Origin of the sequence: Capillibacterium thermochitinicola, assembly GCF_013664685.1 — a bacterium.
Lineage (GTDB): Bacteria > Bacillota > UBA4882 > UBA10575 > UBA10575 > Capillibacterium > Capillibacterium thermochitinicola.
The window spans coordinates 23,387-37,071 of sequence record NZ_JAAKDE010000044.1; the positions used below are offsets into that span (position 1 = coordinate 23,387).

The following is a 13,685-nucleotide window of genomic DNA, read 5'->3' on the forward strand; positions in this document are numbered from 1 at the left end:
TACCTTCACCATCCTCCAGCTTGACTAAGAAACGCGAAAAGTTCAGTCGTAAAATCCACCAAAACCCGGAGCATCCAGGGGCCCAAAAACACCAGGGTAAAAAAAACCGCCAATAATTTGGGGATAAACGTTAAAGTCTGCTCCTGAATCTGGGTTGTGGCCTGAAAGACACTGACCAGCAAACCAACGATCATGCCCGCCCCCAACATCGGCCCGGCCACCGTAAGGACCGTCGTAATCCCCTGCCGGATTATGGTGACGACCGTCACATCAGTCACTACGCTTCACCACCCACGATCAATAACCGGTCAAAAGACTCCGGACCACCAGGTTCCACCCGTCCACCATGACAAAGAGCAAAATCTTAAAAGGCATGGAGATCATGATCGGCGGGAGCATTAACATCCCCATGGACATTAATGTACTGGCCACGATCATATCGACCACTAAAAATGGAATATACAAGATGAAACCCATGGTGAAAGCAGTCTTTAATTCACTGATGATAAAGGATGGCACAATAACGTGGAGCGGAATCTCTTCATAATTGGCCGGCCTGGTTGTAATCTCCCCTATGCGCATGAACAAACGGAGATCCTCATTCCGAACGTGTTTCCCCATGAAGTTTTTGACCGGCTTCTCCGCTTCCTTTAAAGCTTCTTCAATTGTAATTTTACCCGCGAAAAAAGGAGTCAAGGCATTTTGCCGCACTTCGGACCAGGTGGGGGCCATAATATAAAAAGTAAGGAAAAGGGCAAGCCCAATAATCACCTGGTTCGGAGGGGATTGTTGCAGGCCGATGGCGCTCCGGGTAAAGGAAAGGACCACGACTATCCGCGTAAATGCGGTAAACATAATTAGAATGGCCGGAGCCAGCGAAAGAATGGTAATTAAAGCTAAAATCCGGAGACTGGCAGCAACCTGCTCCGGATCATCCGTGTTTGTCCATCCAATTTCAATTTGGGGAAGAGCTGGCTGCCCTAAACTTACTTTGCTGCTGATCAGGGTTAGGAGTAACCCCAGAAAAACAATGATCAGAAAACGCCTTTTATCCATCGCTCTTATACCCTCGGTGGGTTCGATATTTCATCAGTCTCTCCTCAATTCTCTGCGTTGGTGTCATCACATCCGGCGGTGGAGCCGATCCAACCTCACCAAAACCACCATTCAGTAACCCTTTTAGATGATCGGCAAACCCTTTCCCGCCCCCTTGACGGCCGGTAACCGGAGGAGCAAGTTCCGCCTGGATAGTGCCAAGCAGATCGGGGTCGCTGATCTCCGTCAAAAGCGTCAGATTGCGTTCCGCCGCCCCCACGAGAAACAATTGTTTACCCACCATTATCAGGTGCACGGCCCGGTTGGGGCCCAAGTGGAGTGTATCCACCAAGCGCAGATGGAGACCGGAGCGCCCACCAGCCACCCTCCCCAGCCAACGTGCCGCTTTCGATGCGAGATAAAGGACAAGCACGAAGCAGAGGAGATAGGAGATGAGCTGGAAATAGGAGAAACTGGGTTCTGGGGTAACCTCCTGTGTTATACTGAACGTTTCGCTATCAAACTCGGCCAACGGGATGAAGAATCCAAGTAAAGTATGTAAAGGATAAAGACTGGTCATCATTGGATTACTTTGCGAACCGCCTCTAAAACCCGATCCGGTTGGAACGGTTTCACGACGAAATCCTTTGCCCCGGCTTGAATCGCATCGATCACCATGGCCTGCTGTCCCATGGCGCTACACATAATAATCAACGCATTCTGGTCGATCTTTTTGATCTCCTTTACTGCGGTAATTCCGTCCATTTCGGGCATTGTAATGTCCATGGTTACTAAATCGGGTCTTAATTCCTTGTATTTTTCTACTGCTTTTACTCCGTCTTCTGCTTCGCCGATTACTTCGAAACCGCCCTTCTTTAAAATGTCTTTGATCATCATGCGCATAAAGGCAGCGTCATCCACTACTAATACACGATTTTTCACGGAACTTCCCCCCTACTGTAAATTGTTAACTCTTTCGAATGGACTAACAATGTCGGTAATTTTAACGCCAAAGTTCTCATCGATCACAACCACTTCTCCTTTGGCGATCAACTTGCCGTTCACCAGAATATCCACCAGTTCCCCGGCTAGCCGGTCCAGTTCAATCACCGACCCGATCCCCAGCTCCAAGATCTCTTTGATCCGCATCTTGGTACTGCCCAACTCCACGCTGAGCTCCAAGGGAACATCCAAGAGCAGATCGAGGTTGCTCGGCCCATCCATGAGCGGGGCTGACTCTAAGGTCCTAAACTGAACTGGCCGGACTGACCCGTCCGCTTTGGGTTTTTCCCGATCCAATGGTTTTTTCCGGTTCGTTTTTGGTTGTTCTGCCATTTTCTCCTCTATCGGTTCCTGTTCATTCGCGTTAATTAAGGTCTTTGCCATCTCACGGGCAAAGAGATACGGAATGACCAGCATTATTTGGCTGTCAACCAAGCCTTCAATGACCAACCGAAAATAGACCACAGCAACCAGGTTGTCCTTGATAAACTGGGCGCTGAACTCGTCCAGGTTTTTCATGGACAAAATACGGGTCCGCGGCGGGGCAATCTCCACTCTGAGATCAAAAAGGGATGACATCGAAGTCGAAGCCTTCCCGATCATCTGGTTCATTGCTTCCGCAATGGCACTAATCTCCATTTCGCCCAGATTCGTGTTGGGGGACGTCCCGTCCCCGCCCAACATTAGGTCGGCGATCACCGCGGCGTCATGCATCTGAATAAGAAGAAGGTTGGTCCCTTTTAAACCGGTTGTATAATCAACTTCCGCCGCAAGACAAGGCTTCGGGTATTTACGGATTAGTTCGCTGAGCTCCGACAGTTCAACACTGGGCGTGTTCAATTCGACCCGACGGTTTAAAAGCAGGGACAAGGCGGTGGCACCGGAACCAAACGAGATGTTCCCGATCTCACCCAACGCGTCCCTTTCCATCGGGGTCAATTCGGCTGTTTCTTCATTAAGGAGCGCATTTATTTCTTCCTGCGACAACATTTCATTTGACATCGCGTTCACCACCTTTTTGTTTAATCCCGTAGAGTTGGACCGCTAATTTATCATTGGAAAGGCCGGGGAAACCCAGGTACTTTTCTTCATGGCCGACTTTCACCGTTAATGGTTCTTTAATTGACTGGTTCAGCTTAATGACATCGCCCACATCCAAACTCAACATTTCCCGTACACTGACCGTTGCCTTCCCCAACTCGACTTCAACAGGCAAAACCGCTTCGGTCAAACGTTTTTTCAAGGTGGTAACCGCCTCGGCAGTAAAACTCTTCTTCGCACTGGCAAACCAGTATTGAGAGCTCAGCCGGTCTAGAAGTGGTTCCAAGAGGATATACGGGTAACACACATTCATCAAGCCGCTGATGGCCGCAATTTTCACATCCAAAGTCACCAGGATGACCATCTCCGTCGGAGGGATCACCTGGGTAAACATGGGGTTTGTCTCCATACCCTGGTATTCAGGTTCGACATCGACCACATTACTCCAGGCTTCCTTGATACAGTTGGCCATCCGCATGACGACCCGCTTGGTAACCATCTGTTCAATCTCGGTTAACTCGCGGATAATCCCGTCGTAAGCGCCTTTCCCGCCCAGAAGCCGGTCGATGAAGCCAAAAGCCAGGTTTGGCGCAAACTCAAAAACCATACTCCCTTCCAGCGGTTTTAAAGCTAGAACATTGATCACGGTTGGATTTTGGAGGGATTTAATAAACTCTTCATATGTCAACTGGTCCACGGAAGCCACTTCCGACTGGACCATCGCCCGGAGATAGGCGGACAAGGAAGAGCTTAAGATGCGGGAAAAGTTTTCATGGATCATGACAATCGTGCGGATTTGGTCTTTTGCGAATTTGCTTGGCCGTCGGAAGTCGTAGGGACGGATCTTTCGCGACTGGTCTTCGGTTTTCGCCGATTCAGCATCAATGGCCCCTGATGAAAGCGCCTGCAAAAGAGCATCTATTTCATTTTGGGTCAGAATCTCGGCCAAAGCGCCACCCCCGTTACGTTACAATAAAATCGGTGAAGAAAATATCGAGCACTTTGCCCTCCGGTAAAATATTGTTGATAGCAGTAATTATTTCGGTGCGAAGTTTGCTATTTCCTTCTTTTTCCCTTAATTCTTCAGAAGTTTTCCCCCGGCAAATACTGATCACAAGGTCCCGTACTTGCGCTTTTCGTTTTTCGATCTCCTGTTGGGTTCTTTCGGAATCCAAAACCAAGGTAAAATTGAGCCGGAGGTATTTTTGTTTGAGGGGATCCGCCAAATTGACCAGCACTTCATCCCCCAAGGGCATGAGATACTTGACTTCGGTCCCGGCGGTCACTTTTGTGTACCGCTCTTTAGCCGGCATGATCTTGTAGATAAAAAACATTGTCGCACTGAACACCGCCGCAAAAAAGATCAAAAGACAGACGGTGATGGTGATGATGATCTGATTTGCTTTTCCGTTTTTATCTGACATGCTGATCCCACCTATAAATTATTCCTGGAGAGCAGAAGAAGATCGACTCTCCGGTTGCGTATCCTGTTTTCTTCGGAATCATTGGGCGCAATCGGCCTGAATTCGGCGAAGCCGGTTGCTCCCAGTCGACTTGGTTCGATGCCCACTTCTTCGATGAGAAACCGGGTGACATTGGTCGCCCGGGAGGTCGAAAGCTCCCAGTTGGACGGGAAGATCCGGCTGCGGATCGGCAAATCGCAGGTGTGTCCCTCCACCCGGATATCGTGGTCGTCAGCGGCCAGGATCCGGCCGACGCGGCTGAGCAGACTACGCGCCTCCGGCCGCAGCTGGGCCGAACCGATGTCGAAAAAGATCTTCTCCTTAAAGCTGATGATTAGCCCCCGTTCCTCCTGAAAGATCTCCACCGCCGCCCCCACGCCTTCCTCCGCCAGCATGGCCTCAATCTCCTCATAAATCACTTGAAATTCGGCGTTGACGGGCGAGGAAATCTCAAAAGGCATCTGTTCACCCAATGGATACTTCCCACCGTATACGATGCTGGGGGAACCGCTAAAAACCGACCTTAAGGAAGCGGCAATCTGTTCGTATTTGTCCGCGTTCACATTGGAGAAGGCAAACAAGAGGACGAAAAAGGTCAACAGGTTGGTGACCAGATCCGAATAGGTGGTCATCCACGGGGGAGCACCTCTCGGTTGTTCTTTTGGTTTCTTCTTATACATGGAGCCCAACTCCTTCAATCCGGTCGCGCCCGACGTTTTCCCGACGCGCCGGCGGGAGGAAAGATTTGAGTTTCTCTTCAACGATCCGCGGGTTTTCACCTGCTTGCACCGAAAGGATTCCCTCCACCATCACCTGCCGGATCATAACCTCCTCCTGACTGCGGATGCCCAATTTGGCCGCAATCGGGTTAAACAAGAAATAAGCCATTAAGGCCCCGTATAAAGTTGTCAAGAGGGCCACCGCCATCGCCGGCCCAACCGTGCTGGGGTCATCCATATTCCTTAACATCTGAATTAAACCGATGATTGTTCCGATCAAGCCGAAAGACGGAGCCAGAGTCCCCCAGGCCTCCCAAAAAGTCTTGTTCTCGTTGTGCCTTTCTTCCAGAAAACCAATTTCAATCTCCAAGATATTTTTCACCAATTCCGGGTCGGTCCCGTCCACCACCAGTTGGATCCCTTTTTTCAAGAAATCATCCGACGAATTGGCGATCTCGTCTTCCAGAGCCAGAAGACCCTCCCGCCTCGCCTTTTCGGCGTAACGGACCAGGGTGTTGATGATCTCTTCCAGCGAATAGGTCTGCGTAAAAAACGCCCAACGCACACTCTTGAATGCTCTCACAAACCGCTCCAGCGGAAAATTGATCAGCATGGCGGTAAAGGAGCCCCCGATGGTGATATAAACCGAATTCAAACTCAAAAACCCAAGTAAAGTACTGAGACTTCCCCCGGCACAACCGAGGAGAATCAAAATGGTACCGACAACCAAACCGATGATCGTTGCCAGATCCAACACTACTCACCTCGATTCTCTGTTGAAACCCATTCCCGTCCGCCTTCGTCAAGCTGCCGGCGGTAGGCGATTATCTTCTCTCTGATCTCGGTCGCACTCTCCTTCACCACGACCTTTTTCCCGGTGACGAGAGAAATCACGGTATCCGGCGTTTCTTCCATAAACTCAATGAGGTGGGGGTTGACCCAAAATTCTTCGCCACTGAACCGGGTAACTTTAATCAAGCGACATGCCCACCCTTCTGTAATACTTGGCATAATAATTAGCGGTGAGGGGGTGTTCCCTTACCCCCTCACCCCTCGCCTACATTACCGTTTGAGGTTAACCAACTCCTGAAGCATTTCATCGGAGGTCGTGATGATCCGCGAGTTCGCCTGGAAACCCCGTTGGGTGACGATCATGTCCGTAAACTCCTGCGACAAATCGACGTTGGACATCTCCAAAGCCCCCGGGGTAATCCTCCCCGCACCGCCAACCCCGGAGATATTGATCTGGGCTTCCCCGGAGTTGCTGGAGGTCCGGAACATGGTCTCTCCCAATTTTTCGAGCCCGGCGGGATTGGTGAAAGTGGCAATGGCAATCTGCGCCACGTTCTTGGTTAACCCGTTCGTGAAGATGCCGATCACCGTACCCGAACTGTCGATGCGGTAACTGTCCAAATACCCCATGCGGTAACCGTTTTGCTTATAACCCACTGAAGAGTCCTCCGCATGCTGCTGGCTTATGGCCGAAAAATCAATGGTAATATCCAGAGCTTCCACCCCGGGCCCTGGTGTCCAAGTAATAGTTGCTTCCGTTCCAGCTGGGAGATGCCCAAAAGTATCAAAGTTAAGGGTTGCTCCTGGGTCAATTACAGTTGGTGGTGTAGCACTATCTTGGACTTGCCAATTCCACTGCCCCACCGCCGTCTTGGTAAAGACAATCTGGATCGTATGGGGGTTCCCCAAGGAATCATAAACCTGTAAATTCCGCGTGAAGCTTTCACCATCAGGCGTTGACGAGTTTAAGTTTCCGGTTAAAGTTATCTCCGAAGTAGCCTGTGGATCAATCGTGGTCCCGATCGGTAAAGTAATCCCTTGGGGATTCCCGCCGGTCTGGATCTCTCCAGCATCATTGGCCATCCACCCTTGTAACTGGAGACCATTACCATAGACCAGACGACCAGAGGTATCCATGGTAAAGTTTCCAGCCCGGGTGTAATATCTTTGGTTGCCTTCCCCGCCAAGGATAAAAAAGCCATTCCCCTGGATGGCCAGGTCGGTATTGACCCCGGTGGTCTGCAAGTTCCCGGGGGTATGGAGGACGTCGATGCTGGAGAGGGTGACCCCCAGTCCGACTTGTTGCGGGTTAATCCCACCCCGGTTACCCTGGGGTGCGGTTGCCCCCCGCAACGTCTGCGAAAGCGCATCCGCAAAAGTAACCCGGCTGGTTTTGTAACCAACCGTATTTACGTTGGCAATGTTGTTGCCGATGACATCCATCCGTACTTGATGGTTGCGGAGTCCGGAGACTCCGGCAAACATGGAACGCATCATTTTTAATCTAACCTCCTATTCTTCCCATTTTCCTTCCGAAAGTGGGTTTTGTCCGGTCCTCCGCGGTCGTTTGGAGGACTGACGGCTTCCTCTAGGAGGTCCAGCCTATTTGTTCTGGACAAAAACCGCACTGTCGATATTGGTAAAGACATTCTCTTTTAAACTACGGGCATCCACCGCGGTAATCACGGTCCGGTTTTCCACACTAACCACCAAGGCAACTTGGTCCAAGACCACCAGGGATTCTTTGCACCCCTTCGCCTGCGCTTTCTGGACGGCCTCCCGAAGGCCCGCCATGTCCTGAGGAGAAAGGGTAATCCCCCGTTCCATCATACGTTTCTGCGCATGGGCGGAAATTTTAATCTCGGTGCCTAATTTCGATTCCAGAATCTTCTGGAAATCGCCGGTCGCTCCGGGCTTTGGTACCGTTCGGCGCTCCGCCGGGGTAACCCTGGGTGTCTGCGTTACTGGTGAAATTGGTGGAATGATCCGGTCAGTCATTGTCATCCCCCCTAAACAACTCCCCAGACATCGGCCAGGGGCACCTCTTCCTCTCCTTCTCCGTTGTGATAAACGATATACGGTCCACCGTCTTTCAACCGGTAACCAGTGATCAGTACCTCCTTAAAGTCAACGACTTCCCCAATTTCGTTATAAACACGGATAAAGGCTTTCCGGCCGACAAGTCCGTGCAGATATTGTTCCAAGCCCTTCTCATCCATCACCGAGACGACCTGGTCGGACCTGATCTCCCGTCCGCTGTCCAACATTAAGTAGGTTTGGCCGCCGTAGCTTCGTACGCCGGTGACTTGGCCGTAAACCATCTCGCTCAGGCCTCCTTCGTGAAACTCCTGGGCAATTACGGAGCGGCCAAGCATCGCCGTTGCTTGTTGGAGCTCGCTGACACGGTAGAGGTTCTGCATCTGCTCCAACGCGGAGAACTGAGCCATCTGGGCAATGAAATCCCGGTCTTTCATGGGGTCCAACGGATCCTGGTAGCGGAGTTCCATCACCAACAAGTTGAGAAAAGCGTCTTTCCCCAGGAAGTCATTGGCGGATTTGATCACGGTTGAACTGGTGTAGCTGCTGCCCACTGGTGTAATCATTTTTTCACCTCCTCTCCTTTTAGATTCTCAGGTTAACCATGCCGTGCCAGGCTTCCTCCCCCAAGATTGGCTCTTCCACCATGAACATTTCGGCGGTGGGGTTCCAACCGGTGTTTTGCCGGAAGTGTTCACCACCGGCCATGTTCTGGTTCGGCAGTTGGGAATCGGTTCCGGTTTGGACGCTAACCTGCAAGAGATCGACCTGCATTCCGGCTTCCTCCAAGGCGGCACGGAGCTGCGGCAAATTGGCCTCGATTAAGGACTGGACGCCCTGACTTTCCGTGACGAACCGCGCCGCAACCAAATCCCGTTCCACCACGAGGGAGAGTTCCAGTTTACCAAGTTCGGCCGGTTCCAACTGAATTTGGATCTTGGTCATGCCGTCCTTCACCATGAGACGGGCGCCGCTCACAATCTGGGCGGCCAAATCTTCCCTGGTGATTACCGGAGCAAACGGTTCCGGCGCTGCGGTGGGGTCTTCCAGACTCTCTTCGTGGTGGACGGCTTCACCCGCAACCGGGCTAAAGTTCTGGCCAAGGAGCTCTCCGTTTAAACGGGTTTTCCCTGTCTTAAGCACAGTTTTCGGTTCGCGCTCCGCCGTGGCCGACAACGCCTCCCAACCGTCATGGTCGCCCGCAGTTTCCGGACGGCCGCCCTGCCAGGTAGTTTCCGCGTTTTCGGTTCTCCCTTCGGTTTCGGATCCGGTGGCCTCCCCTGCTGCTTTGAAGGTTCCCATCATTCCGGAAGCCAGCTTAGCCCCAGGGTTTTCTCCTGCCGCCGTGGCAACCATACCCATTATTCCGGTATTACCGGCGGGTTCTGTCCTGGCGGGGATTTCGGATGTGTTTATGTGCGCTTCAAACCCGGTGGTTTCAGCCTTTAACCCAAGTTGGGCATCGTCGTCAATCCCCTCCGAGGCCGCCTCCGCAAGGTCCTCGGGTTGGAAAACAGAATTTTCCTCACCCTCCTGAACGGCCAGGGCTGCCGCCTGCGCGGGGTGCTTTGCACCAGGCGGCTTTAATCGCCGGGTCCCCTCCTGAACGGCCAGGGCTGCCGCCTGCGCGGGGAGCGTTCCCTCCAGAGCCTTATTGTCCACCGTTTCTTCCGGCAGGTAATTGGCCAAACCGGTCGCCACGGCTTCCGCCCACCCAGCTTCCGCAGGTGCTTCGGTCAGAGCGGCCAAAACTGCTTCGGCCGTCGGGGTAAGGGTTTGCAAATCTTCCGCGTTTGGAAGCGCGTTCAAGAACTCCCCATCGGCTTCACCCGCCGCAACCTGTCCCTGATCCAATGCTGACGTGGAAAGCTCTGGATAAAGGAGCATGAGTTGGGACCGGAGCTCATCGTTGGCCACCGGCCTGTTCGGTGGACGTTCCTTCCCCTTCTCTTTTTCGGTTCGAACCATGCCCTGGAAAAGCCGCTCGAACTTACGGTCTCCCGCTTCTTTGCCGGAAGTCCGGCCTTTGGCGTCCGCCGCCCGGGTCGTCCCCGTCTGGGCAAAGAAGGCCTGCTCCGTCCTTTCTCCTAATCCTGCTGCGACTGGCAAACTTTCACCTCCTTTCTTTCTCCTTTTTCTTTACTATGGAAGGGAACTGCCGGTCGGCAATTCCTAGTAAAGCAAGTTTATGGTGAAAAGCTTGCCGCCAATGGACCAACATCCACGGCTAGCGGCCCGATATCGCGGCCATATACTTGGCGCTTTGCTCCGGGGGCAACTTTTCCAGGATGCGGCTGGCTTTTCGCGGTTCGATCAGCGACAAAACCGCGACGCCCATCTCAAAAGGCATCTTTAAAAGGTTCTCCCCGGCAACCTCGGGGCTCATCGCTTCCAAAAGCCGTGCGGCCCGTTCATGGCGGTCCTGACTGGTTGCGCCCGTCTGCAGGGTTAAGCGGGATCCGGCCTGTTGCTCCGCGATTTTCCGTTCTTGGAGGGCCAGATACTCTTCTTTCTCCTGTAAAGCAACCAACTGTTCAATCAGCGACTGGCGCTCCGCCTCCAGTTTTTCCGCCTCACTGGCCAGCGCCTCCTCTTTGGCCGCCAACGCTTCTTTCCGCTCCTGTAAAAGCCCCATATCCTCCAAGCCCAGTTGGTAAGCCTCGTATACTTCCTCCCAACCGGGAATCATCGATAACCTCATTAAAACCCCAGGTTTTAAATCAACGTAATCATACTGGTCGAGAATATATAAAAAGCCGAAAACCGAACCAAAAAACAGGAAAGCGGTTAAAATCCCGGCGATATAACGAAACATCTCTTTCACCTCTAATTACGATAAATCTGGGAAATGGCGATTTCATCCAGGGTTTTCTGTTCTTGGCGAAGTCTTTCTTCCACTTCTTTCTGGGCCATTTTTTCCTTCAGTTTTTCCATTATCTTCGTTTCTTTCCGTGCCTGTACCAAACTTAAACGGGCCTTCTCAACCTCTTCCGCTTGGCGTGCCCGCCGTGCGGTCGTTTCCTTCTGTTTCCGGCGTAAATACGCCAGGTATCGACTGCCGGAGAGCAGGTGTTCCAGGCTGAGCACCCCGACCGAGAGCTGTTCCGTCTCCGCTTCCCGTTGTTTTTTGAGCGCCTGAAGCCGGTTTAACTCTTCATCGATCCGCCAAAGTTTCTCTTGTTCTTCCTTAAAGCGGGTACGGCATTGGTCTTCATGGTGCTTTCGCAGGTTCAAAATCGGTTGAAATTTAAATGACACCTTCTCCTGCCTCCGCCACCAAATTTTGTAATAACTCAACAGTCTGTTCCAAGGAAACCTTCTCCTCGATCTCCTGCCGTAAAAACTTTTGGATGGCCGGGTACATCTTTATCGCCAAGTCAACCCGGGGATTGCTTCCCTTTGCGTAGGCCCCGATGTTGATCAAATCTTCATTTGCTCGATAGACGGCCAAAAGTTCCCGGACCGTCGCCGCCGCTTTACGGTGTTCACTGTTAGCCAGGTCAATCATTAAACGGCTTACACTGGCCAGAACATCAATGGCCGGGTAATGGTTTTCATGGGCCAAAGCCCGTGACAGAACAATGTGTCCGTCCAAGGTCCCCCGGACGGTATCGGCGACCGGCTCATTCATGTCGTCGCCTTCCACCAGGACCGTATAAAGGGCGGTAATACTCCCCCGCTCCGCGGTGCCGGTCCGCTCCAAAAGCTTCGGGATCAGGGTAAACACCGAAGGGGTATAACCCCGGGTTGCCGGTGGTTCGCCGATGGCCAGGCCCACTTCACGCTGGGCTAAAGCGAAACGGGTCACCGAATCCATCATCAACATGACATTGGCTCCCTGGTCCCGGAAATATTCGGCGATCGCCGTTGCAGTATAAGCCCCTTTAATCCGGACCAAAGCCGGCTGGTCGGAAGTGGCCGCCACCACCACGGAGCGGGCCAAACCCGCCGGCCCCAGGTCTTTTTCGATGAACTCCTTCACTTCCCGGCCCCGTTCGCCGATCAGGCCGATCACATTGACATCCGCCGCCGAATTGCGGGCAATCATCCCCAGCAAGGTGCTTTTCCCCACTCCGCTGCCGGCAAAGATCCCCATCCGCTGTCCCTGGCCGCAGGTGAGCAACCCGTCGATTGCTTTGACCCCCAAAGACAAGGGTTTTTTGATCCGGGAACGGTCCAATGGATTCCGGACGTCCGCCATTAGGGGGTAATAACCGCTAATCTTCGGTTTCCCCCGGCCGTCGATGGGCCGGCCCAGCCCGTCCAAAACCCGGCCGAGCAGGCCTTCCCCGACTGGTGTTTCCAGGGTACGATCCAGGGCGATCACTTCACAGCCGGGACCAATCCCTTCCATATCGCCTAAAGGAAGAAGCAGGGCTTTTCCCGCCCGGAAGCCAACCACTTCCCCCAGCACCTGGTGGCCGGAGCGGGTTTTAAGATAGCAGACTTCTCCGACATACGTCGGAGGCCCTTCGGCCTCAAGGGTCAGCCCAACCACTTTTTCCACTTGACCCAACCGGCATAATGGTTCGACCGTCGCCAGTTTTTTCCGGTAAGGATCCGCACAAAAAGCGGGGTATCCTTTTTGCAAAGTCCGCCCCATCATTAGCTACCTTCTTCTTTTAAAGCCTGATAAATCTTGTTTAGTTGTTGGTGAAGCCTGGCGTCAACCTCACCCATATTACTCTGGAGGATAAAATCGCCCGGTTTCAAGTTCGGGTCGGTCACCACTTGCAGCCTGGGCGACTCCGTAAAGAGGCTGCGGACTTCCCGGAGGTTTTGGATGAGAAAGGCCTCATCCTCCTGGGCGATCCGGATGGTTACTTCCGCCGCCCCCGTTATTTTTTCAGTGGCTACCTTAATCATCCCCAGCCACTTGTCCGGGTCCGCTTTTAACTCGTTGTTAATTATCTTTTCGGCAATTTCCACGGCCAACTTGAGGATTTCCTGTTCAGATTCGCGAATCCGGGCGATTCTTTCCTCATCCGCCCGGTTGATCAAGTTAAGCGCTTCGGCCTTCGCTTCCTGTAAAGTCGTTTCCGCGGCCGTGATCCTTTCCGCCCACGCCTTTTCGCCTTCCGCGTGTCCCTTGTTCCAACCTTCTTCGTAACCGCGGTCGTAGGCTTCTTTTTTCAAGCGGTCACACTCCGCTTCGGCCTCCTTTTTGGCCTGGGCCAGTTCTTCCTCGGTTTGCTTTCGCCGCGCTTCAAGCTCGGCAAGGATCGACTCCGCTTCCCCGCGGGCCTGCGCCAGGATCGCTTCCGCCTGTTGCCGGGCTTCCTCCAGGAGTTGCGCCGCCATTACTTCCGGCGGAACGGAGGGGGCCTCTTCCTCCTCAGACTTAGTCGCCTCCTCCATGGCCAGTGTCTCCACCACCGCCGCGGTCTCCGCCCGCGCGGCAATTAACTCGCAGTAGGCCCACTCCAATTCGGGAACATCAATGAGACAGGCTTCATTTTTTATATTCGGATCTTTAATTAGGGTTTCCTGAAAAAGTCCCAAACCCTTATAAAATCTGATAAATAACCCATTTTAAGACAAGGGAAGTGCAAGGAAAACGAGAAATATTCTATAAAATCCTTGCATTTGGAGTGAC

General features: G+C 52.8%; 18 protein-coding genes. All 18 read right to left on the reverse strand.

Going from position 1 to position 13,685, the window contains the following annotated elements:
* Positions 1 to 5: 5 nt before the first annotated feature.
* Positions 6 to 278: a flagellar biosynthesis protein FliQ gene (fliQ, locus tag G5B42_RS10930; protein WP_181340508.1), complete on the reverse strand. Its 273-nt coding sequence runs from the start codon at positions 276 to 278 to the stop codon at positions 6 to 8.
* A gap of 19 nt (positions 279 to 297) precedes the next feature.
* Positions 298 to 1,056, reverse strand: a complete 759-nt coding sequence (gene fliP / locus G5B42_RS10935; protein WP_181340509.1) for a flagellar type III secretion system pore protein FliP — start codon at positions 1,054 to 1,056, stop codon at positions 298 to 300.
* Positions 1,049 to 1,618: a FliO/MopB family protein gene (locus G5B42_RS10940; protein WP_231133524.1), complete on the reverse strand. Its 570-nt coding sequence runs from the start codon at positions 1,616 to 1,618 to the stop codon at positions 1,049 to 1,051. The genes fliP and G5B42_RS10940 overlap by 8 nt, the downstream gene beginning before the upstream one ends.
* Positions 1,615 to 1,977: a response regulator gene (locus tag G5B42_RS10945; RefSeq protein ID WP_181340511.1), complete on the reverse strand. Its 363-nt coding sequence runs from the start codon at positions 1,975 to 1,977 to the stop codon at positions 1,615 to 1,617. The genes G5B42_RS10940 and G5B42_RS10945 overlap by 4 nt, the downstream gene beginning before the upstream one ends.
* A 12-nt stretch (positions 1,978 to 1,989) precedes the next feature.
* Positions 1,990 to 3,039, reverse strand: a complete 1,050-nt coding sequence (fliY, locus tag G5B42_RS10950; RefSeq protein ID WP_181340512.1) for a flagellar motor switch phosphatase FliY — start codon at positions 3,037 to 3,039, stop codon at positions 1,990 to 1,992.
* Positions 3,029 to 4,027 (reverse strand): flagellar motor switch protein FliM, encoded by a 999-nt coding sequence (gene fliM / locus G5B42_RS10955; RefSeq protein ID WP_181340513.1) that lies wholly within the window; start codon positions 4,025 to 4,027, stop codon positions 3,029 to 3,031. Before fliM ends, fliY begins: the two co-directional genes overlap by 11 nt.
* Before the next feature lie 13 nt (positions 4,028 to 4,040).
* Entirely contained in the window at positions 4,041 to 4,502 is a 462-nt protein-coding gene (locus G5B42_RS10960; RefSeq protein ID WP_181340514.1) for a flagellar basal body-associated FliL family protein, read from the reverse strand.
* A gap of 11 nt (positions 4,503 to 4,513) precedes the next feature.
* The gene (locus tag G5B42_RS10965) at positions 4,514 to 5,221 is read right to left on the reverse strand and encodes an OmpA/MotB family protein (protein ID WP_181340515.1); all 708 of its coding nucleotides are present in this window, start codon (positions 5,219 to 5,221) and stop codon (positions 4,514 to 4,516) included.
* On the reverse strand, positions 5,214 to 6,017 hold the full coding sequence (locus G5B42_RS10970; protein ID WP_331274114.1) for a motility protein A: 804 nt from the start codon (positions 6,015 to 6,017) through the stop codon (positions 5,214 to 5,216). The genes G5B42_RS10965 and G5B42_RS10970 overlap by 8 nt, the downstream gene beginning before the upstream one ends.
* Complete coding sequence (locus G5B42_RS10975) at positions 6,017 to 6,271, reverse strand: flagellar FlbD family protein (protein ID WP_331274115.1); 255 nt, start codon at positions 6,269 to 6,271, stop codon at positions 6,017 to 6,019. Before G5B42_RS10975 ends, G5B42_RS10970 begins: the two co-directional genes overlap by 1 nt.
* Before the next feature lie 51 nt (positions 6,272 to 6,322).
* Positions 6,323 to 7,549 (reverse strand): flagellar hook protein FlgE, encoded by a 1,227-nt coding sequence (locus tag G5B42_RS10980; protein WP_181340517.1) that lies wholly within the window; start codon positions 7,547 to 7,549, stop codon positions 6,323 to 6,325.
* Positions 7,550 to 7,654: 105 nt separating this feature from the next.
* Complete coding sequence (locus G5B42_RS10985; protein ID WP_181340518.1) at positions 7,655 to 8,050, reverse strand: TIGR02530 family flagellar biosynthesis protein; 396 nt, start codon at positions 8,048 to 8,050, stop codon at positions 7,655 to 7,657.
* Between the two features lie 11 nt (positions 8,051 to 8,061).
* Positions 8,062 to 8,655, reverse strand: coding sequence for a flagellar hook capping FlgD N-terminal domain-containing protein (locus tag G5B42_RS10990; RefSeq protein ID WP_181340519.1), 594 nt, complete (start codon positions 8,653 to 8,655; stop codon positions 8,062 to 8,064).
* A gap of 19 nt (positions 8,656 to 8,674) precedes the next feature.
* Entirely contained in the window at positions 8,675 to 10,198 is a 1,524-nt protein-coding gene (locus G5B42_RS10995) for a flagellar hook-length control protein FliK (RefSeq protein WP_181340520.1), read from the reverse strand.
* A gap of 118 nt (positions 10,199 to 10,316) precedes the next feature.
* Entirely contained in the window at positions 10,317 to 10,904 is a 588-nt protein-coding gene (locus tag G5B42_RS11000) for a MotE family protein (RefSeq protein WP_181340521.1), read from the reverse strand.
* A gap of 11 nt (positions 10,905 to 10,915) precedes the next feature.
* Positions 10,916 to 11,347 carry a flagellar export protein FliJ gene (gene fliJ / locus G5B42_RS11005; RefSeq protein ID WP_181340522.1) on the reverse strand — a complete coding sequence of 144 codons (432 nt, stop codon included), beginning with the start codon at positions 11,345 to 11,347 and terminating at the stop codon, positions 10,916 to 10,918.
* Positions 11,337 to 12,692 (reverse strand): flagellar protein export ATPase FliI, encoded by a 1,356-nt coding sequence (gene fliI / locus G5B42_RS11010; protein ID WP_181340526.1) that lies wholly within the window; start codon positions 12,690 to 12,692, stop codon positions 11,337 to 11,339. Before fliI ends, fliJ begins: the two co-directional genes overlap by 11 nt.
* 2 nt (positions 12,693 to 12,694) lie before the next feature.
* Positions 12,695 to 13,591: a FliH/SctL family protein gene (locus G5B42_RS12215; RefSeq protein ID WP_181340523.1), complete on the reverse strand. Its 897-nt coding sequence runs from the start codon at positions 13,589 to 13,591 to the stop codon at positions 12,695 to 12,697.
* Positions 13,592 to 13,685 lie beyond the last annotated feature (94 nt).

Coding starts and splice junctions, on each gene's coding strand:
- fliP (WP_181340509.1), bottom strand. CDS start 1,056: ATGGATAAAAGGCGTTTTCTGATCATTGTTTTTCTGGGGTTACTCCTA.
- G5B42_RS10940 (WP_231133524.1), bottom strand. CDS start 1,618: ATGATGACCAGTCTTTATCCTTTACATACTTTACTTGGATTCTTCATC.
- fliY (WP_181340512.1), bottom strand. CDS start 3,039: ATGTCAAATGAAATGTTGTCGCAGGAAGAAATAAATGCGCTCCTTAAT.
- G5B42_RS10960 (WP_181340514.1), bottom strand. CDS start 4,502: ATGTCAGATAAAAACGGAAAAGCAAATCAGATCATCATCACCATCACC.
- G5B42_RS10965 (WP_181340515.1), bottom strand. CDS start 5,221: ATGTATAAGAAGAAACCAAAAGAACAACCGAGAGGTGCTCCCCCGTGG.
- G5B42_RS10975 (WP_331274115.1), bottom strand. CDS start 6,271: ATGCCAAGTATTACAGAAGGGTGGGCATGTCGCTTGATTAAAGTTACC.
- G5B42_RS10980 (WP_181340517.1), bottom strand. CDS start 7,549: ATGATGCGTTCCATGTTTGCCGGAGTCTCCGGACTCCGCAACCATCAA.
- G5B42_RS10985 (WP_181340518.1), bottom strand. CDS start 8,050: ATGACTGACCGGATCATTCCACCAATTTCACCAGTAACGCAGACACCC.
- G5B42_RS10990 (WP_181340519.1), bottom strand. CDS start 8,655: ATGATTACACCAGTGGGCAGCAGCTACACCAGTTCAACCGTGATCAAA.
- G5B42_RS11000 (WP_181340521.1), bottom strand. CDS start 10,904: ATGTTTCGTTATATCGCCGGGATTTTAACCGCTTTCCTGTTTTTTGGT.
- fliI (WP_181340526.1), bottom strand. CDS start 12,692: ATGGGGCGGACTTTGCAAAAAGGATACCCCGCTTTTTGTGCGGATCCT.